Genomic DNA, 21,304 nt, shown 5'->3' on the forward strand with positions numbered 1-21,304 from the left:
TTTATGTTAATTGCACCTATCTAACAGGCAATCGTTAAAAATTCTTTATGATGAACATCATTATAAACACGAAAAACAAAGTGTAAACTTAAATCCTCACTATTATTAAATATTCCGATGTCTTTTGTCAAACGATATTTTTATGGGAGTTCAGTATATTGAACACCACTCAAGGAGAATTCCTCTAAAATATCCTTCGTTGAATGAACAAGCTTGGCACCTTGCTGAATCAGTCTAGCTGGACCTATAGAATTAGAATCAAAGATCGATCCTGCAACAGCAAACACTTCTTTTCCTTGGTCTAATGCCTGGTAGGCTGTAATAAGCGAACCGCTCTTTTCTTTGCACTGAACCACGATGGTTCCTCTTGTCAGGGCACTAATTAATCGGTTTCTCATTGGAAAATGCCATTTTTCTGGTTTGATATAAGGCGGATGCTCTGACAACAGTAAATGATGTTCTCCCATATATTGAGCCATTTGCACATGTTCTTTTGGATATACATGTTGAAAACCGCCAGCTACAACACCAATCGTTTTTCCTTTTTTTCTTATGCACTCTTTGTGTGCAAGTCCATCAATTCCTTTTGCTAAACCACTCACAATCATCCAATCTTCCTCTACAAGTTCTCCAACAATTTTCTTCACGCACGCTTCTCCATAAGAGGATGGCACTCGTGTACCTACTACACCTAAACTTTTTTCTTCATTTAAATAGGTAATGTTTCCTTTTAGGAATAATACTGGGGGAGGATCATAAATGTGTTTTAGTGAGCTGGGATATAAAGGTGATGTGATGGGAATCATGTGAATATTTTGCTTTAAATAGGCTTGAACGATGTGTTGAAAAATGGGGAATTCATTTTCTTCAGCTTGTTGTAAGCGGGTAAAGTCGATCTTTTGTAATGATCGATCCTGTTTGAAATGATGTGTTTCTTCATTTATATATAGCTCAGGATCGACTTTCCACCATTTTGTTAACAAAGAGGGTGAGATGAGGCCTTTTAAGCGGTGAAAAATCATTCTTTCGGACACGTTGTACATACCATTCCTCCAGTTTAAGATAGAAAGAAGAAGACTTGTCAAAGAACAAGTCTTCTTGTGTCATTAATGCGTTTTACAAGCTTCGAAGAGATTCTTCTCTTTTAACACTTTAATTAAGGTTTCTCCCATGACAGATGGTGTCTCTGCCACTTCAATTCCACATTCACGCATTGTTTTTACTTTTTCATCAGCAGTTCCTTTACCACCAGAAATAATGGCACCAGCATGTCCCATACGTTTTCCTGGAGGCGCTGTTTTACCGCCAATAAAGCCAACAACCGGCTTGGTCATATTTGCTTTTACCCATTCAGCTGCTTCTTCTTCAGCAGTACCGCCGATTTCACCAATCATGATCACAGCATGCGTTTCAGGATCTTCATTGAAGGCTTTTAATACATCAATAAAGTTCGTACCATTGACAGGGTCGCCGCCAATTCCTACAGCTGTTGATTGACCAACACCAGCCTCTGAAAGCTGATGTACCGCTTCATATGTAAGCGTTCCAGAACGAGACACAACACCAACATGACCTTTTTTATGAATGTAGCCAGGCATGATGCCAATTTTACATTCTTCAGGTGTAATCACACCAGGACAGTTCGGTCCAACAAGTCTTGTCTTCTTACCTTCCATATAGCGTTTCACTTTAACCATATCCAGAACTGGAATGTGTTCTGTGATACAAATCACTAGATCCACTTCTGCATCAACAGCCTCTAAAATGGCGTCTGCTGCAAATGGTGCTGGTACATAGATAACAGAAGCATTTGCTCCAGTTGTCTGTACTGCTTCAGATACAGTATTAAATACAGGAACTCCCTCTACTTCAGTTCCACCTTTTCCAGGTGTGACACCGCCAACGATATTTGTTCCATACTCAATCATTTGTTTTGTATGGAATAATGCGGTTGAACCGGTAATCCCCTGAACAATTACTCTCGTATTTTTATTAATAAATACACTCATTTAGGTTCCCTGCCTTTCTGCTCTACTTGACTAAAGATACAATCTTTTCTGCCCCGTCAGCCATAGACTCAGCAGAAGTGATATTTAAGCCTGAATCACTCAGGATTTTCTTCCCTAATTCAACGTTTGTTCCTTCAAGACGTACAACGAGTGGTAATGTTAAGCCGACTTGTTTCGTCGCTTCAACAACACCTTCTGCAATGACATCACATTTCATGATGCCGCCAAAAATGTTCACGAAAATCCCTTTGACATTTTGATCAGATAAGATGATTTTAAATGCTTCCGTTACTTTTTCAGCAGTTGCACCGCCGCCAACATCAAGGAAGTTTGCAGGGTCCCCGCCGTAATGCTTGATGATATCCATTGTAGACATCGCAAGGCCTGCTCCATTCACCATACAGCCAATATTCCCATCTAGTGAAATGTAGCTTAGGTCATATTTAGATGCTTCAATCTCCTTTGGATCTTCTTCATCAAGGTCACGGTATTCTAATATATCTTTTTGTCTATATAAGGCATTGCTATCAAAGTTTAATTTTGCATCAAGTGCCATGACTTTTCCATCACCTGTTACAACAAGAGGATTTATCTCGGCAATTGAACAATCCTTTTCAATAAACGCATTGTAAAGGCTTGTCATAAACTTAACAGCTTGACCAACTAATTTTGTTGGAATATTAATTTTAAACGCAACTTCTCTCGCCTGATAGGCTTGGAGACCAATCGCTGGGTCGATGACCACTTTCACGATTTTTTCTGGCGTTTTTTCTGCTACTTCTTCAATTTCAGTACCGCCTTCTTCAGAAGCCATCAAAACAATTCTTGATGTCGCTCTATCCAAAACGAGTCCTACATAGTACTCTTTTTGAATATCGCAGCCTTCTTCAATAAGTAAGCGTTTTATTTCGCGCCCTTCAGGCCCTGTTTGATGTGTGACAAGTGTCTTGCCGAGCAATTCCTCTGCAAACCCTTTCACTTCATCTTTTGTTTTTGCAATTTTTACCCCACCTGCTTTACCACGGCCGCCTGCATGAATCTGTGCTTTTACGACATATACAGAGCTTCCAAGCTCTTCTGATGCTTTCACTGCTTCATCAGGTGTAAATGCTACTTTACCATTTGGAACTGAAACCCCATATTTTCTTAGGATTTCTTTTCCTTGGTACTCATGGATATTCATTTCCCATCCTCCCAACATATGTAGAAACAAAAATTATAAAATAGACTGCGCTTTCATTTTAAAGAATAAAAAAGAGAATGTCTAGGGTTCTATGTAAAATCGTAAAATCCTTCTAAACATTCAAACTTTTATTTTATTAAAAATATAAATTTTTCAGTCAAAACACTTATTTTACCTTATTTTTTCATTTTTTGATCCAATCGATAGATAAATGAAAATATTTCTGCTACAGTATCGTATAACGCTTCTGGGATTTCCTCATCGAGCGTTAAGTGGCGCATCAGTTCTACTAAATTACGGTCTTCTTGAATAGGGACCCCAGCTTTTTGAGCTTCTTCAATAATATGATCAGCCACATAGCCACTGCCTGTTGCAACGACTTTTGGCGCTTTTTGTTTTTCTTCATCATAGTGTAGAGCGACCGCTCTTCTAAGCGGTTTTGAATCTTTCATACTCGTAAGTCCAGCCCTTTCTCGCTGATTTTATGAAAGTGTTCATCCAGAAAGTCAGACGGATCAATTGGCTCTTCTCTCTTTTTCGCTGTAATCCCCGTCAAACTATACCCTAGGGCATTTAAATTCTCTCGAACAGCTGGAATCATTGGATTAATGGTCCCTTGCAGTTCGTGAGCCGTCTCGACTGTAATTGACATCACTTTTTGCTGAATCGTACAGTCTATTAACGTTTCTTCTAAGTTTTCCATGTTTAAATAAAACATTAAACGGCACTGAGAAATATCGATAGAGCCATCTTTTTTCTTATGCCCTTTTAGAATAAAGGTTAAATCTTGAACACTATGTTTTGAGAAAAGCGGGTAAGAAACCATCATTTGACTAACTGTTTGGTTTTCCTGATGCACTAGTAACTGCCCATTTAATCTATGGAATAATTGATCCACTTCTTTTTTTACGGGCTCGGGAACATCAGCTTGCCTTGCATCATTTAAAACCATCTTTAATTGGTGAAGCTCTTGACTTTTGACATCTTGGCTGCCCTTTTCCAGTAATTTCAGCATCCCAATTTCATCTCGTACACCTATCGCTTTTTTCATCGTCATCAGTAAATCGAGTACATCGGTTTTATTGCTTAATGCTGGTTCAGTCTGCTGAATGACCTTTGCCAATGCGTTCGCCTCTGTTTTTGAAAGAAACGGAAATTCCCTTTGAAGCACGGCTGCCTTTGCGTCAGCCTGTGGCCCTGCCTGCTGGACTGCTTGAACCAGTGATGTGAGTTGTTTTACATCAAGCTGCTGCTGTCCGTCTGTACCTTGCTTTGTGATGCTCGTCAGAATGCGTTCTATTTGCTGAAGCGGGAGCTGTTTTGGACTTAATAATTGCTGCACGCTGTTCTGATTCACTGTATCCGCCTGTCGCCCTTGTTGTATAGCGGTGGGCTGGCTCTGCTTTGTTTGCTGAGCCGGATTGACATGAGGCTGCACTTGCTGCAAGCTTTCTCCTTGCTTCGTTTGACCTTCTTTTGCTCCTAGAAGCACCGATAAGAGCTTTTCTGCATGAACGGTTGTCTCAGCATTTACAACCGTACGAACGGCCTGTGTAAGAGCCTGTGTGGCTTCTGATTGCTTCGGAAACTGTGTTAATCGATCTAGCAGTGCTGTCACATCCTGATGAAGTGCAGAGGGGGATTTCATCGCTAATATTGATTGGAGCACTCCTTGTTGAATCGGCAAATCTTTCTTTAAAGCAAAAAGAAGTGCTTGCAGACCTTTTTTGATATCCGCACCTTGAAGTTGTTCAATCCATTTTACTGCCGTTTTTAACTCTGCTTCGTTGATGACCGGTTTTTCTTTTAAAAAGGCTGTAGCTGTTAACATTTGTTCAAGTCCATTTTTAAGCGACAGACCTTCTAGTAGTTTAGCTGCGGCATCTTTTAATGTTTTAGGATCTTGGTCAAATTGCTGAACAGGTCTTAATTTACTCAGACTGCCTCCACCTTCTTGTTCTAATTGGAACCAGTAGAATGAATCGGCTTTGAGCTGAGCCGCTAGCTGCGCTTTGATTTTGGTCGAACCTATTTGAACAAGTGCTGTATCATCCCCGAGCATTTTCAGTACTTTGCCGAGAATGAGCCGGTGAATATTTTCCTTTCCTTCCGTGTTAAGCGGAACAGATTCTGCCGTATTCAGCCGACTATTCAGTGCAGTATGTATATCTTCAACTCTTGTCATCACAGGCAGCCTCCTTGTGTCAATATATTTATGAAATAACAGATTTCACTGGTGCAAATGATAACCGGTGGATAGGTGTGGCGCCATGTGTTTGAATGGCAGCTAGGTGCTCTTTCGTTCCATACCCTTTATGTTTTTCAAATTGATACTCAGGGTACTGGCGGCCATACTCTTCCATCATTTGGTCCCTTGTCACTTTGGCAATACATGCACCAGCTGCGATGGATGCGCTTTTAGCATCTCCTTTGATGATATTCTCCTGTTGAGTAGGAAGCGGGAGCGTCATCGCATCTATGAGTAGATAATCAGGTGTGTGAGTAAGCTGCTTTACAGCCCTCACCATCGCCAGTCTTGATGCTTCGTATATATTGATTTCGTCAATCGTTGCCGCATCAACAATGCCGATGCCGATGTCGAGCGCTTCCTTTTGAATGAGCTCATAATAGGTCATTCTTTTTTTCTCAGATAGCTGTTTTGAATCATTTAAACCGAGTAGGATGGTATCTTCTTTTAATATCACAGCTGCCGCAACAACTGGACCAGCGAGTGGTCCTCTTCCTGCTTCATCTATGCCTGCAATATAAGTGTATCCTTGCGCTTTTGCTTTGGTTTCAAATTGCAGCATTTGCTTCCATGCTGCATGCAGTTCTTGCTGTTTCTCTCTCTCTTTGTTCCATTTGTCCATCAGCTTCTGGACACTTTTTCTTGTATCGTCTTTCAATAGTTCACGAATGTATGACTCGTCGTCAGCATGTTGTTCTATTAATTCTTTTATTTGTTTGACCGTGTACATTGGCTTTTCCGCAGCCTCCTTCTTTATATCGGCAGTTTTTCGCAAAAAATAAAGACCCGCATGAGCTGCGTGTCTTTTAGCTTTCAGGCTTCTCAAAAGTGAGGGGACCAAATTTTTCCGTTCGAATATCCCGAATGATGATTTCGGTCGTTTTGTCGTAATTAATGAATCCTCCACTCATCAGACAGCCGCGTTTTGTGCCAATGGCATCAAACAGCTCAACTGTATCTTCAGGTATTTCTGCTAGATCATAGCGTTTTTTTAATCGCTCTGGATAGTGCTCTTCTAAAAAGCGCAGCGCATACACTGCGACATCCTGCAAGTTGATGATTGAGTCTTTAATCGCTCCGGTGACGGCCAGCCTAAGACCTACTTGTTCATCTTCAAATTTCGGCCAGAGAATTCCAGGGGTATCGAGCAGTTCAAGTTCTTTTCCTACCTTCACCCATTGCTGTGACGTCGTAATACCAGGTCGATCTCCTGTTTTCGCAATATTTTTCTTTGCTAACCGATTGATCAGCGTTGATTTGCCGACATTGGGAATTCCTATAATCAAAGCTCGAATGGCACGCGGCTTAACACCTTTTGCTTTCATTCGATCGAACTTTTCTTTTAAGATTTCTTTTGATGTCGTAATGATTTGATTTAACCCTTGTCCATCGACAGAATTAATGGCAAGCGACCGTACACCTTGCGCTTCAAAGTGTGCCTGCCACTCTTTTGTCATACGAGGATCTGCTTTATCTGCTTTGTTCAAAAGCATAATTTTCGGTTTGTTTTGGAGGATTTCTTCAATCATTGGGTTTCTAGAGGACATCGGAATCCTTGCATCGGTTAATTCAAATACGATGTCGATGAGCTTTAATTTTTCTGTGACTTCCCGTCTTGCTTTTGCCATATGGCCTGGAAACCATTGAATTGTCATATGTGCACCTTCTCTCTTCTAACGGTTGTCTCTATACATTGTACAAAAAAAGAGCCTGTTACAGGTAACAAGCTCTTTCCTTTGATATCATTATCGTCTGATTTCTTTGATACGAGCCGCTTTACCGCGAAGTTCACGTAGGTAGTAAAGTTTCGCACGACGTACCTTACCGTGACGTACAACTTCGATCTTAGCGATTTTTGGTGTGTGTACAGGGAATGTACGCTCAACGCCTACACCGTAAGAGATCTTACGAACTGTGAAAGTTTCGCTGATTCCACCACCACGACGCTTAATTACAACACCTTCAAAGATCTGGATACGCTCACGAGTACCCTCGACAACTTTCACGTGTACACGTAAAGTGTCACCAGGACGGAACGCAGGAAGATCAGTGCGTAATTGTTCTTTTGTGATTTCTTCAATCAATTGTTGCATCGTTTTCAACTCCTTCCAACAGATGCTCATGTCCTCTTTCTTCATTGCAGCGGAACATCGTTTTCAAACTTGAATCGGCAAGCCGTCCAAGTCACAAGTAGTATCATACCACACCTGTATACCTTGTGCAATACAATCTAGTCATTATGAAGCTGCCAAAGCCATCTTTTTTCTTCATCCGTTAATGTTTTGCAAGAATCGATCAAATCTGGCCGTCTTGTATAGGTTCGCTTCAACGATTCTTTACGCCGCCACTCTTCAATTTTGGCATGATTTCCAGAGAGAAGCACATCTGGTACTTTCAATCCTTTATAATCAGCTGGTCTTGTATAGTGCGGATGCTCAAGCAGACCTGTACTAAATGAATCTTCGATATGAGACGCTTCTTTTCCAAGCACATGAGGCAAAAGCCTGACCACACTGTCTGCAATCATCATCGCCGGCAGCTCTCCGCCTGTGAGAACGAAATCTCCGATTGAAATTTCATCTGTGACAAGATGCTCCCTGATGCGCTCATCGTAGCCTTCATAGTGGCCGCAAATGAACATAAGATGCTCTTCTTTTGCAAGCTCTTCTGCTTTCTTTTGTGTATATCTTTCTCCTTGAGGACAAACAAGAATAATGCGGGGCTTCTTGTTTGCTTTTTTCGTTAAATCTTCTACCGCATCAAATACAGGCTGTGCTTTCAGAACCATGCCAGCACCGCCGCCATACGGATAGTCATCCACTGTTTTATGTTTATGATCGGAATACTCCCTAAAATTCACGACATCAAATGAGACCGCATCTTTTTCCTGAGCTTTTTTTAAGATCGATGAGTGAAGCACTCCTTCGAACATTTCAGGAAACAGTGTTAAAAAGTCAATTTTCATTCGTCAATGAGTCCTTCCATCACTTCAATGTGTACTTTCTTGGATGAAATATCAACTGTTTTGACGACAGATGGAATATAAGGGATGAGGGCATCTTTTTTGCCTTTTCTTCCAACCACCCATACATCATTTGCCCCTGGCGTTAAAATTTCTTTGATTTGACCAATCAGTTTGTCCTCTTCATCATATACTTCACAGCCGATGATTTCGTGGAAATAGAATTCCCCTTCATCTAATGAACCAAGATGTTCTTTTTCTACTTTTAAAATCGACTCTTTTAATTGCTCAGCTTCATTTAACGAGCCGACTTCTTCAAATGTCAGTAAATCAAATTGTTTGTGCTGTCTATGTGATGCGACAGTCACTTTTAGCGGTTCTTTTTGATTTTGTTTGAAAATATAAAGGACGCTGCCTTTTTTGTAGCGTTCTTCTGGGAAATCAGTCTTTGACACAACACGTACTTCTCCGCGCACTCCATGTGTATTGACGATCTTTCCGACATTCAACCATTCTAGCTCCATGTTCTCAATCACCCCTGACGTATTTCCACAATGGTGCCGTCTTTCACGACGATGACATTGTCTTGCATTTTGTCATCCCATTTATCACCTATTTTTACTTCAATCAGCGCATCCACTTCTGTTTCTTTCATTTCACTGCCAAGAGGCAAGATATGCAGCTGCTCGACTTGAAAATCAATTTGCCTCATTTTCTCTTGTCTTTTTTCAATGGCTTTTTGAAATTGAGGGATGGCTTCTTGCTGATGTGGTTCTTTTTCATGCTTTTTTAGTTGAAAATATAGTTGATTGCATTCACGTTCTAGTCTTTCTTTTTTCTCCAAAAAAGTCGTTAACAGTTTGTCCTTACTGCTTTCAGTTAATACTTGCATGACGGTGACATGTTGAATGATCTGCATCTTCCTTTTTGTCCCCCTATCCGAAGGCATTTGTCCTCTACAGTATAACGAAAAATAGATTTAAACGTGTAAAAAAAGGGGAGGTCCTAAGCCCTCTCCCTTTTTAGTCAGCAATCTCAAGTTGAACTTTCTTAGAAGACTCTGCACTTGCTGCAAACATGACTGTTCGTATCGCTTTAGCTGTACGTCCCTGCTTTCCGATCACTTTTCCGGTATCTTCAGCATTGACAGACAGTGTGTAAATGACCTGCTCATCTTTTTCTAATGAAGATACGTGAATATCTTCAGGGAAATCAACAAGTGGCTCGACGATGGACACAATCAATTCTTCCAAGGACAGCTCATTCATTATTTGCTGTTTTTCGCATTATGAAATTTTTCAAGAATTCCTTGGCTTGAGAAAAGGTTACGAACTGTATCAGATGGTTTCGCACCATTTTGAAGCCATTTAAGCGCTAATTCTTCGTTGATTTTCACCTCAGCTGGTGATACCACTGGGTTGTAAGTTCCAACTGTTTCGATGAAACGACCGTCACGTGGTGAACGAGAATCTGCTACAACAATACGATAGAAAGGAGATTTTTTTGCTCCCATACGTTTTAAACGAATTTTTACTGCCATTTTACTAGCACCTCCGAAAATATTTCAACAAGATAGTATATTAACAATGATAAAAGGGTTTGTAAAGTGTTTTTTCTTAACAACGGTTTTATCATGTATAACCAATTACATAAATGGTAATTTAAAGCCGCCTTTTTTCTTTCCTTTGGACATGTTGGTCATTTGCTTCATCATCTTTTTCATTTCGTCAAATTGTTTTAAAAGGCGATTGACTTCCTGTACAGATGTTCCGCTTCCTTTTGCAATCCGTTTTCTTCGGCTTGCATTGATGACCTCTGGCTGTTCTTTTTCTTCGGTCGTCATTGATTTAATGATCGCTTCGATGTGATTGAGCTGCTTTTCGTCTACTTGGACGTTTTTGAGCCCTTTCATTTTACCGGCTCCCGGCATCATTTGGATCAGTTCATCAAGTGGACCCATGTTGCGAACCTGCCCAAGCTGCTCGAGGAAATCATCGAGCGTGAAGCTCATTGTCCGCATTTTTTGTTCAAGCTCTTTCGCTTTATCTTGGTCAACGTTTGCTTGTGCCTTTTCAATAAGCGTGAGCACATCTCCCATGCCAAGAATTCTTGATGCCATCCGCTCTGGATGGAATGGTTCAATTGCATCAAGCTTTTCACCTAGTGCGGCGAATTTAATCGGCGTATTTGTGACTGCACGAATTGAAAGTGCTGCCCCGCCTCGCGTATCACCGTCTAGTTTTGTCAGAATGACACCTGTTAAACCAAGCTGTTCATTAAAGCTTTTTGCGACATTGACAGCATCTTGACCAGTCATCGAGTCAACAACGAGGAAAATCTCTTCTGGATTTGCGACTTCTTTTACTTTCTGAAGTTCATCCATTAAGTCTTCATCAATATGAAGACGTCCTGCTGTATCTAAAATGACATAATCATGATGTTCTTCTTTCGCTTTTTCAATTGCCTGTTTGGCAATTTCGACAGGACTAACTTGATCACCTAATGAGAATACGGGCATATCAAGCTGTTTCCCAAGCGTTTGAAGCTGCTGGATCGCTGCTGGTCTGTAAATATCAGCGGCCACCATCATCGGCTTGCGATTATGTTTTTTGCGAAGTAAGTTGGCAAGCTTTCCAGTTGTGGTCGTTTTACCTGCCCCTTGAAGACCAACCATCATAATGACAGTTGGAGATTTTTTCGCTACAGCGATTTTACTCTCTTCCCCGCCCATTAATTCAGTGAGTTCTTCTTTTACAACTTTAATGACCTGTTGTCCTGGGGTAAGACTTTGCATGACCTCTTGTCCAACTGCCCGCTCGCTTACTTTTTTCACAAAGTCTTTGACTACTTTAAAATTGACGTCAGCTTCAAGAAGGGCAAGGCGTACCTCGCGCATCATTTCTTTTACATCTTGCTCTGACACTTTTCCTTTGCCGCGGATTTTTGAAATCGTCTGCTGCAGTCGGTCGGCTAATCCTTCAAATGCCATACTGTGCCGCCTCCTAATCTAATTTCTCAAGCGATTCAATTAAAGCTTCTGCTTCTTCCTTTTGCGCGGAATCTGCTACAAGCTCTCTCATTTTTGTGAGAAGTTCTTTACGCTCTTTAAATTTCTTAAACAAGAGCAGCTTTTCTTCATATTGTTCAAGCATCGCTTCAGTCCGTTTAATATTATCATAAACAGCCTGTCTTGATACTTCATATTCATCCGCAATTTCACCGAGGGAAAAATCGTCTAGGTAGTAAAGCGACATGTAGCTCTTTTGTTTTGCGGTCAACAACGATTGATAGAAATCAAACAAGTAGTTCATTCTCGTTGTCTTTTCAAGCGTCATGGGCTCTCTCCCCTTTGTTAAGTTCATTCCCTTTACAACAACTAAGTTTACACGGTTCTGATCTATGTGTCAAGTTTTTATCTTGTCACTTCCTGCGGCGATATTTAAATAAAAATGCCGGCAATTTTGCCGGCATCCCCAGATTGTTGACAAAGGGCTAAAATGAACTTGATTTTAGCCCTTTGTCTTCTTTTCAGCGTGATAGAAAACCTTTGAAGTCTAGGAAGGACGAGTACTGGCGCGGAGCGAATGTCACATTCGTGAGCACCAGCACGCAGGACTGACAAAGAATGCGAGGGTTTGTCTACACGCTGAATGCCGGCAGTTTTGCCGGCATCTTGATTAGTCTTCTTGATCAATCATGTCTGAGAATAATCCGTACACATACGATTCAGCATCGAACTCTTGCAGATCGTCTACTTTTTCACCTAATCCGACAAGTTTTACAGGGATGTTGAGCTCATTGCGAATGGCAAGAACAATCCCGCCTTTTGCAGTACCGTCAAGCTTTGTTAAAGCGATACCTGTCACGTTTGTCGCTTTAGAAAATTCCTTCGCTTGCGCCATCGCATTTTGACCCGTTGTCGCATCAAGGGCAAGCAGTACTTCGTGCGGTGCATCGGGCACTTCGCGTTCAATGACTCTCTTGACCTTCTCTAGCTCTTTCATCAAGTTGACTTTATTTTGCAGTCTGCCTGCTGTATCACAGATCAGGACATCTGCTTTTTTGGCTTTAGCTGATTGAACGGCATCATAGATGACCGCTGCCGGGTCAGAGCCTGCTGTTTGTTTAACGACAGGAACACCAGAGCGCTCGCCCCATACTTCAAGCTGCTCAATCGCCCCCGCACGGAACGTATCACCTGCTGCTAAAATGACGGATTTCCCTTCATTTTTCAGCTTGTTTGCCAGCTTACCAATGGTTGTGGTTTTACCGACACCGTTCACGCCTACAAATAAAATGATATTTAAACGGCCGTCTTCAATGTTCAGTTCAGAGATTTGTTCCTCACCACTATTGTAAATCTCCACGAGTTTTTCAGAGATGACTGCTTGTACTTCACTTGGATCTTGAATGTTTCTTAATTTCACTTCTTTTTTCAGCTCATCAATCAGTTCCATCACAGTCGTGAAACCGACATCCGCACCGATTAACACTTCTTCTAGTTCTTCAAAAAAGTCTTCATCCACTTTACGATAGCGAGAAATGAGTTCATTTACTTTTCCCTGAAACGAATTTCTCGTTTTTTCAAGTCCATCTTTAAACTTTTCTGATACTGAATCGGTTTGCTGCGTAAATTTTTCTTTTAATTTCTTAAAAAAGCTCATTGGTTCAAAAACCTCCTTTAATTACTGGACAAGCTCTTTCGTTTCCTCTAGTTTGACAGATACCAGTTTTGAGACACCTGACTCCTGCATCGTGACACCGTACAGAACATCTGCTTCTTCCATGGTTCCTTTTCGGTGTGTAATCACAATGAACTGTGTTTCTTGACTGTATTTCTTTAAATACTGGGCAAAGCGGAACACATTCGCTTCATCAAGCGCTGCTTCTACCTCATCTAGCACACAGAATGGAACTGGTCTCACTTTTAAGATCGAGAATAATAAAGCAATGGCTGTTAATGCTCTTTCTCCGCCTGAAAGCAGGCTTAGATTTTGCAGCTTTTTCCCCGGCGGCTGCGCCACAATATCGACGCCTGAGTTTAGTAAATCGTTTGGATCTGTCAACTTAAGGTCTGCTCTTCCCCCGCCAAATAATGCTTGGAAAACAGATTCAAAATGCCCGCGGATTTGAGAGAATGTCTCAGAGAAACGTTTCGTCATCTCCTGATCCATTTCTTCAATGACTTGGAATAACGTATTTTTCGCTTCTGTCAGATCATTGCGCTGTTCAGTTAAGAAGAGAAAACGTTCATTCACACGTTCATACTCGTCAATACTGCCTAAGTTCACTGTTCCAAGCTCTTCAATGGCAAGTTTGATCAATTTCACGCGTTTTCTTGCTTCATCCGGCGATAGCGTCAGATGATACATTTCTTTTGCTCCTTCAAACGAAAGGGCATACTCTTCGTTTAAGTAGGCGATGAGGTTATCAAGTTCAACTTCCATGCGGCCAAGCTTGATTTCTTCATCTTTTAAGCTTGTCGTGAGCTGTTTATACAGGCGTTTTTGCTCTTTCAGTTCACGTTCTGCGAATTCTAATGTTTCAGAAAGAGCCAGGCGCTGTTTGCGTCGCTCTGAGATAAGCGCTGTCGTTTTGTTTTTATGTTCCAGTTTCTCTTTTGCCGCTTCTTCCAGTTGTTCGGCGCCGCTTGAGCTGGATGACATTTCACTTGTTAAGAGGGACAAATCTTCTTTTGTTTCAGTCAGCGTCTTTTCAGCCTCTTCTAATTCAGCCGTTAAGCTCGAAAGTTTTTCTTGTTCATTTGCTAAAGACTGCTCTTTTTTGGCAAGCGAGATTTTCAGCTCTGTTAATTCGGAAGAAATGGTTTCTTTCGTTGAGCTTTGGGTCTGCTTCCGTTTTGTTAACGTGTTGATCTCTTCGTCAAGAGAGGTCAGTTTCTCACCTATAGATGTTTCAAGGGCTGCCTGCTCTTTGTCCTTGCTCGCAAGTTCGCTAGAGCGCTGCTGCAACTCTTCTTTTTCTTGATCATAGAGCTCTAGATGAGCGTTAATATTTTTTTCAGCTACTTGCAGTTCATATAATGTCCCTTTTAACTCTTGCTGCTTTTCTCGAAGCATTTCGCCGCGCTGACGCAGTTCATTTAATTGGACTTCGCTTGCGGCAATCGATTGCTTCGTTTCTTTTGTTTCTTTTTCAAGGATCGTTGTTTTTTCTTCCATTTCAACGAGCTGCTTTGTTAATGTTTCAATCTCTCGGTTTCTGGAGAGGAGGGAATTGTTCTTTTTCTTTACGCCGCCCCCAGTCATTGAACCGCCTGGGTTCACCACGTCCCCATCAAGGGTCACGATGCGATAACGATGTCCAAGCATTTTCGCTAGCTCATTGGCACCTTTTAAGTCTTTCACGATTAGGACTGTTCCAAGCAAATTCTGAATGACTTTTTCATACTTTTCATCAAAGGAAACGAGCTGACTTGCTACGCCAATAAACGCGTCATGCTGCTCAGCTGTTTGAATATCTCTGAACTGAATGGTTCGTTCTTTGATGACGTTCATCGGCAGGAAGGTCGCACGCCCAAAGGAATGCTGCTTTAAATATCCAATGGCCTGTCTGGCAGCCGCTTCATTTTCAGTAACGACATGCTGCGTGGCTGCGCCAAGTGCAATTTCAATCGCTGTTTCATGTTGCTGCTCTGTTTGAATCAGCTCTGCAATCGCCCCGTGAATGCCACCTAACCGATCCTTTGCCTTTAAAACCTCTTTCACTCCTTGGAAAAATCCTGAGAAGTCTTCCTGCATGGATTCAAGCATTTCTTTTTTAGATTTTGCCTGCTGTACATATTGATAGGCTTGGTAAAGAGCCGTTTCTTTTTTCTCGTATTGACGTTTCATCTGTTCTAGCTTTTGTTCCGCTTCTCTAAAGCGTTTCACCTGAGCCAAAATGTCTTCTTCTCGTTCTGAAAGTTGCTGCTCGGCTTCTGTTTTCTTTTCCTTCACAGATACCCGTTCTTCGATATGTTTCTGATTATTTTGCGTTAACCGCTCTAGCTGCAAGGCTGCTTGGCGCTGCTGTTCTTCTAGTAATTTACGTTCGTTTCGGATAGAAGCTTGCTCATTTAATAGGTCAAAATAATCGCTTTTTAGCTGTTCAATTTGCCCTTCCACATCTTCACTATGAAGAGACAGCTGATGCTGTTTTGTTTTCACTTCATCTTTTAGCTGCTGCACTTCTGTTTGCAGGTTGTCACGTGTGACTTTCTGCTGTTCAATCTTTTCCGTTAACAACGCCTGTTTTTCGGTTAAACGCACGAGCGTGTCTTCTAGCTGCCCTTGGTTAGCGGCCGCATTTTTTTTTCGTTCTTTTAGAACTTCTTTTTTCCCTTCAAGCTTTTCTAGTTCTTCACTTGTGAAAAGGAGAACTTCTTGAAGGTCATGAATCGAATCGTCAAGCGCCTGAATACGGTCTCTCGATTCTTCGATTTTGGCTTCCTTCGCTTGAATGTCTGTGGACTGCTTCATTTCATCTTGTTTGAACCGCTCGACAGCTTCACCAAGTGTTGTCCATTTTTTGTGCAGTACTTCAATATCATGGACGGTGAGAGCAATTTCTACATTTTCAAGTTCTTCTTTCTTTTGCAGATAGTCTTTTGCAATAGATGCCTGCATTCTTAGTGGTTCTACTTGATCTTCTAGTTCATGCAGAATATCTTCCACCCGGTTTAAGTTGTCCTGCGTTTCAAACAGTTTATTCTCGGCTTTTTTCTTTCTTGTTTTATATTTCAGGACACCAGCTGCTTCTTCAAAGATGCTACGTCTTTCTTCAGCTTTACTCGATAGAATCTCTTCTACCTTACCTTGGCTGATGATCGAAAAAGCTTCTTTTCCAAGACCTGAATCCATGAAAAGATCAATAATATCCTTTAAGCGGACAGATTGATTGTTAATGAGAAATTCACTTTCTCCAGAACGATAGACTCTTCTTGTCACACTGACTTCGTGAAAATCGATCGGCAAAAAGTGATCTTCGTTATCGAGCGTTAATGTCACTTCTGCTAAGTTGACTCGTTTTCTTGAGTCACTTCCTGCAAAAATGATGTCTTCCATTTTTCCTCCGCGGAGGCTTTTTGCTGATTGCTCTCCAAGTACCCAGCGGATCGCATCAGTAATATTACTTTTGCCGCTTCCGTTTGGTCCAACAACAGCTGTAACCCCTTTGACAAAGTCTACAGTCACCCGCTGTGCGAAAGATTTGAATCCTATCACGTCTAAACGTTTGAGGAACATGAGAGTGATCCTCCTTATGTATTTAAAGTACTATTATCTTACCATATGAACTGAAAAAAGATGATGGAAAACAGAGTGAAATCCCCCTGAATCACGAGGGGGATTTTATTGGTTCATATGATGTTTCTGTAATTTAGCAAGTGCTTCCTGTGCAGCATGCTGTTCGGCTTCTTTTTTTGAACGGCCATTTCCAATCCCGAGCACTTCTCCTCTAAGGGATACATTGGCTTCAAATTCCCGGTTATGTGCCGGACCTTTTTCATGCAGGATTCGGTATTCAAGTACACCTTTTCCATCTCGCTGAACAAATTCTTGAAGCTGGCTTTTAAAGTCCATGACATGTGAGAATGCCCCGTCATTAATTTTCGGGTACACATAGGCTTCTAGGAATCGTTCAACAGGCTCAAGTCCTTGATCTAAATAAAGCGCTCCGATAAACGCCTCAAATACGTCTGCTAAGAGTGCCGGGCGCTTTCTACCGCCTGTCATTTCTTCCCCTTTTCCTAAAAGAACAAGGTCTCCGAAGGACAGCTCATGTGCTAATGACACAAGTGATGGCTCACATACGATCGCCGCTCTCAGTTTTGTTAAATCTCCCTCGCTCATGGCTGGGTACTTTGCAAATAAGAACTGTGAGATCGTCAATTCTAAAACAGCGTCCCCTAAAAATTCAAGTCTTTCATTATCCTCATAAGGTTTTTTCCGATGCTCATTCACATAAGAGGAATGTGTAAAGGCTTGATAGAGTAGTTTCTCATTTTTAAAGTGTACAGAAATGCGCTGCTGAAATTCTCTGAATTGCTCTAGTTTTTTGCTCTGTTTCTGTTTGTCTTTATATTGTTTTGGCATAGCAACCTCCAGGTAGGCGTCATCGCCTTTAAGGATACTGATTATATGGAGTCTCTCTTTCTACATGCAAGGAAACCTTGCTCCTTAGCATCTGAAAAAGGCTGACAATTGATCAGCTGAATATGTTGAAACTAACATAAATTTTCAAAGTCCCGCCATGAAAATAGACGGGACTTTGTTACGCTTATTGCTGGTTATTTATGTAGTTCACAGCGTCACCGACTGTTGCAATTTTTTCAGCATCTTCGTCAGAAATTTCCATATCGAACTCATCTTCAAGTTCCATAACTAGCTCAACTACATCAAGGGAATCAGCGCCTAAATCTTCTTTAAATGAAGCTTCCATTTTCACGTCAGCCTCATCAACGCCAAGGCGGTCTACAATAATTTTTGATACACGCTCTAATACGTCTGCCATTGCCTTTCACCTCCCCTCAAAGTATTATAGTTGATTCGTTTTTAAAAAACTAGAGAAAACGTAACGAAATTTTGATATTTCTTAGGACATAACCATTCCGCCATCCACTTGGATGGTTTGGCCTGTAATATAACCTGCTCCTTCTGAAGCTAAAAAGACAACAACGTTGCTTATATCTTCAGGCGCACCAAAGCGTGCGAGCGGGATTTGCTTAAGCATTTCTGTTTGAACATTCTCATCAAGCTTGTCAGTCATATCAGTAGAAATAAAGCCTGGTGCTACGGCATTGACTGTAATATGACGGCTTGCCAGCTCTTTCGCTGTTGTTTTCGTTAATCCGATCACACCAGCTTTTGCTGCAACGTAGTTTGCTTGTCCAGGGTTTCCGCAAACGCCGACAACAGATGCTACATTGATGATTCTTCCGCTGCGCTGTTTCATCATTTGACGTGTCACAGCTTTTGTACAGTTGAAGACACCTTTTAAGTTTATGTTAATGACATCATCCCATTCATTTTCTTTCATTCTCATGAGCAGGTTGTCCTTTGTAATTCCAGCATTATTCACAAGAATGTCGATTGAACCAAATGTATCAACGGCTTGTTTCATTAATGCCTGTACTTCTTCTGCATTTGACACATCCGCTTTGACAGCAAAAGCCTGCTGGCCAAGTGCTTTGATCTCATCGACGACTTCATTTGCTTTTGCTTCGTTGCCTGAATAGTTCACCACAACATTGGCACCTTTTTTCGCCAAATCGATCGCAATCGAACGGCCAATACCGCGAGATGCACCTGTGACAACGGCTGTTTTATTTGTAAGCATCAAGAATCCCCCTTGAGTGTTTGAATAGCTGCTTCAATTGTTGCTTGATCTGATACGGAAATGGTCGTCAGGCGGCGATTGACTTTTTTCACAAGACCTGAGAGCACTTTACCAGGACCAATTTCAATAAATGTTGTCACGCCTAAGTCAATCAAGCGTTCTACACTTTCTTCAAATCGAACAGGAGAATACAATTGTTCAATCAGCTTCGTTTCAATTTCATTACGTGATGTCACGATGTCTGCTGTTACGTTTGAAATCACTGGCGTCGCGGCATCAGAAATGTCTAATTTAGATAATACATCTGTGAATTTTTCAGCTGCTGGTTTCATTAATGCAGAATGGAAAGGTCCACTCACTTCAAGTGGAATTGCACGTTTTGCGCCCTTTTCTTTCGCTTTCTCTGATGCAAGTTCCACACCTTTTGCTGTACCAGAGATGACGATTTGGCCCGGACAGTTTAAGTTCGCAAGTTCTACAAGATGACCGCTTTCTGTCACTTCTTTTGTCACTTCTACAAGCGCTGCTTGGTCTAAGCCAAGAATCGCCGCCATTGCTCCTTCTCCTGCTGGAACGGCTTCATTCATTAATTCGCCGCGCTTTCTCACTGCGAAAACGGCATCTTTAAACGAAAGAGCTCCCGCTGCAACAAGGGCTGTATATTCACCTAGGCTGTGCCCTGCTGCATAATCTGCTTTGATTCCGCTCTCTTCAAATTTCTTTAAGATCGCGATGCTTGTCGTTAAAAGAGCTGGCTGTGCATTATATGTCAGCGTCAGTTCTTCTGCATCTCCTTCAAAAATCATTGAAGATAAATCAAAACCAAGGGTCTGATCTGCTTCTTCAAACACAGCTTTAGATGCTGCTTCTTGGTCAAATAAATCTTTTCCCATGCCAATTTTTTGAGAGCCTTGGCCTGGGAATAAAAAAGCAATTTTACTCATGCTGCTCTACCTCCATTTACGACTCATTCGTGTCTTCTTTTTGAACTTCTTGATGAATGATAGCTGAAACGTCTTTTTTAACGATGTCGCGCGCCTGACGAATGGCATGAAAAATCGCATTTTCATCAGAGGAACCATGCGCTTTAATAACGGGCGCTTTTAAACCAAATAATGCGGCACCACCATATTCGGAGTAATCCATTTTAGATTTCATCTGCATTAATTTTGGCTTCATCATACCTGCTGCTATTTTAGCTGTGAAGCTGGATGTTAAGGTTTCTTTCAGCATTTTAAAAACAGAAAGAGCTGTGCCTTCGATCGTTTTAAGCGCGATATTCCCCGTGAAACCATCTGTGACAACGACATCAGCTACACCTTCTAATAAGTCACGCGATTCTACATTTCCTACGAAATTCAAATCTGATGCTTTTAATAATTCAAAGGTTTTTTTCGTTAAATCGTTGCCTTTTTTATCTTCTGTCCCGACATTTAAAAGTCCAACGCGTGGATTGCTCTTCGGGAAGACATGCTCTGCGTAAATAGATCCCATCATGGCATATTGCACAAGATGCTCTGGCTTTGCATCAACGTTTGCGCCGACATCCAATAATAAGAACCCGCTGCCATCAAGTGTTGGCAACGTCGGAGCAAGTGCTGGTCTGTCAATGCCATCAATTCTGCCTACGATAAACAGGCCTGCTGTCATGAGTGCCCCAGTATTTCCAGCTGAAATACAGGCATCTGCTCTTCCTTCTGAAACTTCCTGCGCCATTTTCACCATAGAAGAATCCTTTTTACGTCTCACTGCACGCACTGGCTCATCCGTTGGTTCAATGACTTCTTTTGCATCTAAGATCGTGATGCGTCCATGATTTGTTATGTATGATTTGATCTTGCTTTCATCGCCGACTAGTGTAATCTCGATATCTGAAAATGCTTCTAAGCTTTTTTTCACACCGTCAATAATGGCTTTAGGGGCATGATCTCCCCCCATTGCATCGACTGCAATTCTCATGTTATGTGCCACCTTTTACTTTTGTTTTGAGCGATACATGACGAAATCGCCTGAGAAGACAACTTCCTCACCTACATAGCTGTTTACTTCAACTACGGTTCTGCCTTTTTCTTTATCATGTGAGGCAACTTTGGCTTTTGAGACGACTCTTTCGCCTTGTTTGACCTGCCTTGTAAACTTAATATTTGCTTTTGCTGTCAAAGCCAGTTCATCGTCGATGACGGCTACTGCCAGCGAATTTGCCTGGGCAAAAAGATGATGTCCCCTGGCAATTTGGTTACGGCTGAATACATGCTCTTTTCTCACTTCAAAAATGGAAATCGCTTGATCATCAAGCTCTACATCAATCATTTCTCCAATGACTTCATCCAGCGGAAGAGACTTCACTTCATCCTCTAATGTCTTTTCGGCCACGTGCTTAATTCGTTCGCGTAATTCAGGGATTGACAGCTCCAAACGGTCAAGTCGAACTGTTTGAATGCTTACACCGAATTTACTTGCCAATTCTTCATCAGTAATGAACGGAGTCGAGCTGATCGTTTGCTGGAGAAGCTTTTGTCGTTCTTTTTTATTTAGTTTCATATGCAGACACCATCCGTACATTT

General features: G+C 41.5%; 23 protein-coding genes. All 23 read right to left on the reverse strand.

Going from position 1 to position 21,304, the window contains the following annotated elements; all coding sequences use genetic code 11:
* Window positions 1–140: 140 nt before the first annotated feature.
* On the reverse strand, window positions 141–1,043 hold the full coding sequence (gene dprA / locus FXF70_RS13855; RefSeq protein WP_148780430.1) for a DNA-processing protein DprA: 903 nt from the start codon (window positions 1,041–1,043) through the stop codon (window positions 141–143).
* Between the two features lie 63 nt (window positions 1,044–1,106).
* Complete coding sequence (gene sucD, locus FXF70_RS13860; RefSeq protein WP_007499624.1) at window positions 1,107–2,009, reverse strand: succinate--CoA ligase subunit alpha; 903 nt, start codon at window positions 2,007–2,009, stop codon at window positions 1,107–1,109.
* Window positions 2,010–2,031: 22 nt separating this feature from the next.
* Window positions 2,032–3,192: an ADP-forming succinate--CoA ligase subunit beta gene (sucC, locus tag FXF70_RS13865; RefSeq protein WP_008344824.1), complete on the reverse strand. Its 1,161-nt coding sequence runs from the start codon at window positions 3,190–3,192 to the stop codon at window positions 2,032–2,034.
* Window positions 3,193–3,368: 176 nt separating this feature from the next.
* The gene (locus tag FXF70_RS13870; protein ID WP_008344827.1) at window positions 3,369–3,644 is read right to left on the reverse strand and encodes a FlhB-like flagellar biosynthesis protein; all 276 of its coding nucleotides are present in this window, start codon (window positions 3,642–3,644) and stop codon (window positions 3,369–3,371) included.
* Entirely contained in the window at window positions 3,641–5,377 is a 1,737-nt protein-coding gene (locus FXF70_RS13875) for a glycosyltransferase (RefSeq protein WP_148780432.1), read from the reverse strand. The genes FXF70_RS13870 and FXF70_RS13875 overlap by 4 nt, the downstream gene beginning before the upstream one ends.
* Before the next feature lie 28 nt (window positions 5,378–5,405).
* On the reverse strand, window positions 5,406–6,170 hold the full coding sequence (locus FXF70_RS13880) for a ribonuclease HII (protein WP_148780433.1): 765 nt from the start codon (window positions 6,168–6,170) through the stop codon (window positions 5,406–5,408).
* 76 nt (window positions 6,171–6,246) lie between these two features.
* Window positions 6,247–7,095: a ribosome biogenesis GTPase YlqF gene (ylqF, locus tag FXF70_RS13885; protein WP_007499632.1), complete on the reverse strand. Its 849-nt coding sequence runs from the start codon at window positions 7,093–7,095 to the stop codon at window positions 6,247–6,249.
* A gap of 90 nt (window positions 7,096–7,185) precedes the next feature.
* Window positions 7,186–7,533: a 50S ribosomal protein L19 gene (gene rplS, locus FXF70_RS13890; protein ID WP_008344834.1), complete on the reverse strand. Its 348-nt coding sequence runs from the start codon at window positions 7,531–7,533 to the stop codon at window positions 7,186–7,188.
* A 137-nt stretch (window positions 7,534–7,670) separates the two neighbouring features.
* The gene (gene trmD, locus FXF70_RS13895) at window positions 7,671–8,405 is read right to left on the reverse strand and encodes a tRNA (guanosine(37)-N1)-methyltransferase TrmD (RefSeq protein WP_007499635.1); all 735 of its coding nucleotides are present in this window, start codon (window positions 8,403–8,405) and stop codon (window positions 7,671–7,673) included.
* Window positions 8,402–8,926, reverse strand: coding sequence for a ribosome maturation factor RimM (rimM, locus tag FXF70_RS13900; protein ID WP_007499637.1), 525 nt, complete (start codon window positions 8,924–8,926; stop codon window positions 8,402–8,404). Before rimM ends, trmD begins: the two co-directional genes overlap by 4 nt.
* 8 nt (window positions 8,927–8,934) lie before the next feature.
* The gene (locus FXF70_RS13905) at window positions 8,935–9,321 is read right to left on the reverse strand and encodes a YlqD family protein (protein WP_008344839.1); all 387 of its coding nucleotides are present in this window, start codon (window positions 9,319–9,321) and stop codon (window positions 8,935–8,937) included.
* A gap of 103 nt (window positions 9,322–9,424) precedes the next feature.
* Complete coding sequence (locus FXF70_RS13910; RefSeq protein WP_012009937.1) at window positions 9,425–9,670, reverse strand: KH domain-containing protein; 246 nt, start codon at window positions 9,668–9,670, stop codon at window positions 9,425–9,427.
* Window positions 9,670–9,942 carry a 30S ribosomal protein S16 gene (gene rpsP / locus FXF70_RS13915; protein WP_008344841.1) on the reverse strand — a complete coding sequence of 91 codons (273 nt, stop codon included), beginning with the start codon at window positions 9,940–9,942 and terminating at the stop codon, window positions 9,670–9,672. Before rpsP ends, FXF70_RS13910 begins: the two co-directional genes overlap by 1 nt.
* A 105-nt stretch (window positions 9,943–10,047) precedes the next feature.
* Window positions 10,048–11,391 (reverse strand): signal recognition particle protein, encoded by a 1,344-nt coding sequence (gene ffh / locus FXF70_RS13920; RefSeq protein WP_007499640.1) that lies wholly within the window; start codon window positions 11,389–11,391, stop codon window positions 10,048–10,050.
* Between the two features lie 13 nt (window positions 11,392–11,404).
* Window positions 11,405–11,737 carry a putative DNA-binding protein gene (locus tag FXF70_RS13925; protein ID WP_008344844.1) on the reverse strand — a complete coding sequence of 111 codons (333 nt, stop codon included), beginning with the start codon at window positions 11,735–11,737 and terminating at the stop codon, window positions 11,405–11,407.
* Between the two features lie 342 nt (window positions 11,738–12,079).
* Window positions 12,080–13,066, reverse strand: coding sequence for a signal recognition particle-docking protein FtsY (ftsY, locus tag FXF70_RS13935; RefSeq protein WP_017359097.1), 987 nt, complete (start codon window positions 13,064–13,066; stop codon window positions 12,080–12,082).
* A gap of 21 nt (window positions 13,067–13,087) precedes the next feature.
* Window positions 13,088–16,648 carry a chromosome segregation protein SMC gene (gene smc / locus FXF70_RS13940; RefSeq protein WP_148780435.1) on the reverse strand — a complete coding sequence of 1,187 codons (3,561 nt, stop codon included), beginning with the start codon at window positions 16,646–16,648 and terminating at the stop codon, window positions 13,088–13,090.
* A 105-nt stretch (window positions 16,649–16,753) separates the two neighbouring features.
* Entirely contained in the window at window positions 16,754–17,497 is a 744-nt protein-coding gene (gene rnc, locus FXF70_RS13945; RefSeq protein ID WP_008344850.1) for a ribonuclease III, read from the reverse strand.
* A 184-nt stretch (window positions 17,498–17,681) separates the two neighbouring features.
* Window positions 17,682–17,915: an acyl carrier protein gene (gene acpP, locus FXF70_RS13950; RefSeq protein ID WP_008344853.1), complete on the reverse strand. Its 234-nt coding sequence runs from the start codon at window positions 17,913–17,915 to the stop codon at window positions 17,682–17,684.
* Between the two features lie 81 nt (window positions 17,916–17,996).
* Complete coding sequence (fabG, locus tag FXF70_RS13955; RefSeq protein WP_008344855.1) at window positions 17,997–18,740, reverse strand: 3-oxoacyl-[acyl-carrier-protein] reductase; 744 nt, start codon at window positions 18,738–18,740, stop codon at window positions 17,997–17,999.
* On the reverse strand, window positions 18,740–19,684 hold the full coding sequence (gene fabD / locus FXF70_RS13960; protein ID WP_017367232.1) for an ACP S-malonyltransferase: 945 nt from the start codon (window positions 19,682–19,684) through the stop codon (window positions 18,740–18,742). Before fabD ends, fabG begins: the two co-directional genes overlap by 1 nt.
* Window positions 19,685–19,700: 16 nt before the next feature.
* A complete protein-coding gene (plsX, locus tag FXF70_RS13965) occupies window positions 19,701–20,699 on the reverse strand; it encodes a phosphate acyltransferase PlsX (RefSeq protein ID WP_148780437.1) in 999 nt (332 codons plus the stop codon).
* Window positions 20,700–20,714: 15 nt separating this feature from the next.
* Window positions 20,715–21,281, reverse strand: coding sequence for a transcription factor FapR (gene fapR / locus FXF70_RS13970; protein ID WP_017359102.1), 567 nt, complete (start codon window positions 21,279–21,281; stop codon window positions 20,715–20,717).
* Between the last annotated feature and the right edge of the window lie 23 nt (window positions 21,282–21,304).

Source organism: Bacillus sp. Y3 (genome assembly GCF_008123875.1).
Taxonomy (GTDB): Bacteria; Bacillota; Bacilli; order Bacillales; family Bacillaceae; genus Bacillus; species Bacillus altitudinis.

Excerpts from the sequence above, each read along its gene's own strand:
- dprA (WP_148780430.1), bottom strand. The coding sequence starts at position 1,043 with ATGTACAACGTGTCCGAAAGAATGATTTTTCACCGCTTAAAAGGCCTC.
- ffh (WP_007499640.1), bottom strand. The coding sequence starts at position 11,391 with ATGGCATTTGAAGGATTAGCCGACCGACTGCAGCAGACGATTTCAAAA.
- sucD (WP_007499624.1), bottom strand. The coding sequence starts at position 2,009 with ATGAGTGTATTTATTAATAAAAATACGAGAGTAATTGTTCAGGGGATT.
- FXF70_RS13875 (WP_148780432.1), bottom strand. The coding sequence starts at position 5,377 with ATGACAAGAGTTGAAGATATACATACTGCACTGAATAGTCGGCTGAAT.
- FXF70_RS13880 (WP_148780433.1), bottom strand. The coding sequence starts at position 6,170 with ATGTACACGGTCAAACAAATAAAAGAATTAATAGAACAACATGCTGAC.
- trmD (WP_007499635.1), bottom strand. The coding sequence starts at position 8,405 with ATGAAAATTGACTTTTTAACACTGTTTCCTGAAATGTTCGAAGGAGTG.
- acpP (WP_008344853.1), bottom strand. The coding sequence starts at position 17,915 with ATGGCAGACGTATTAGAGCGTGTATCAAAAATTATTGTAGACCGCCTT.
- rpsP (WP_008344841.1), bottom strand. The coding sequence starts at position 9,942 with ATGGCAGTAAAAATTCGTTTAAAACGTATGGGAGCAAAAAAATCTCCT.
- ylqF (WP_007499632.1), bottom strand. The coding sequence starts at position 7,095 with ATGACAATTCAATGGTTTCCAGGCCATATGGCAAAAGCAAGACGGGAA.
- FXF70_RS13870 (WP_008344827.1), bottom strand. The coding sequence starts at position 3,644 with ATGAAAGATTCAAAACCGCTTAGAAGAGCGGTCGCTCTACACTATGAT.
- rnc (WP_008344850.1), bottom strand. The coding sequence starts at position 17,497 with ATGCCAAAACAATATAAAGACAAACAGAAACAGAGCAAAAAACTAGAG.
- FXF70_RS13910 (WP_012009937.1), bottom strand. The coding sequence starts at position 9,670 with ATGAATGAGCTGTCCTTGGAAGAATTGATTGTGTCCATCGTCGAGCCA.
- FXF70_RS13925 (WP_008344844.1), bottom strand. The coding sequence starts at position 11,737 with ATGACGCTTGAAAAGACAACGAGAATGAACTACTTGTTTGATTTCTAT.
- rplS (WP_008344834.1), bottom strand. The coding sequence starts at position 7,533 with ATGCAACAATTGATTGAAGAAATCACAAAAGAACAATTACGCACTGAT.
- FXF70_RS13905 (WP_008344839.1), bottom strand. The coding sequence starts at position 9,321 with ATGCAGATCATTCAACATGTCACCGTCATGCAAGTATTAACTGAAAGC.
- ftsY (WP_017359097.1), bottom strand. The coding sequence starts at position 13,066 with ATGAGCTTTTTTAAGAAATTAAAAGAAAAATTTACGCAGCAAACCGAT.
- plsX (WP_148780437.1), bottom strand. The coding sequence starts at position 20,699 with ATGAGAATTGCAGTCGATGCAATGGGGGGAGATCATGCCCCTAAAGCC.
- fapR (WP_017359102.1), bottom strand. The coding sequence starts at position 21,281 with ATGAAACTAAATAAAAAAGAACGACAAAAGCTTCTCCAGCAAACGATC.
- fabG (WP_008344855.1), bottom strand. The coding sequence starts at position 18,740 with ATGCTTACAAATAAAACAGCCGTTGTCACAGGTGCATCTCGCGGTATT.
- sucC (WP_008344824.1), bottom strand. The coding sequence starts at position 3,192 with ATGAATATCCATGAGTACCAAGGAAAAGAAATCCTAAGAAAATATGGG.
- fabD (WP_017367232.1), bottom strand. The coding sequence starts at position 19,684 with ATGAGTAAAATTGCTTTTTTATTCCCAGGCCAAGGCTCTCAAAAAATT.
- rimM (WP_007499637.1), bottom strand. The coding sequence starts at position 8,926 with ATGGAGCTAGAATGGTTGAATGTCGGAAAGATCGTCAATACACATGGA.
- smc (WP_148780435.1), bottom strand. The coding sequence starts at position 16,648 with ATGTTCCTCAAACGTTTAGACGTGATAGGATTCAAATCTTTCGCACAG.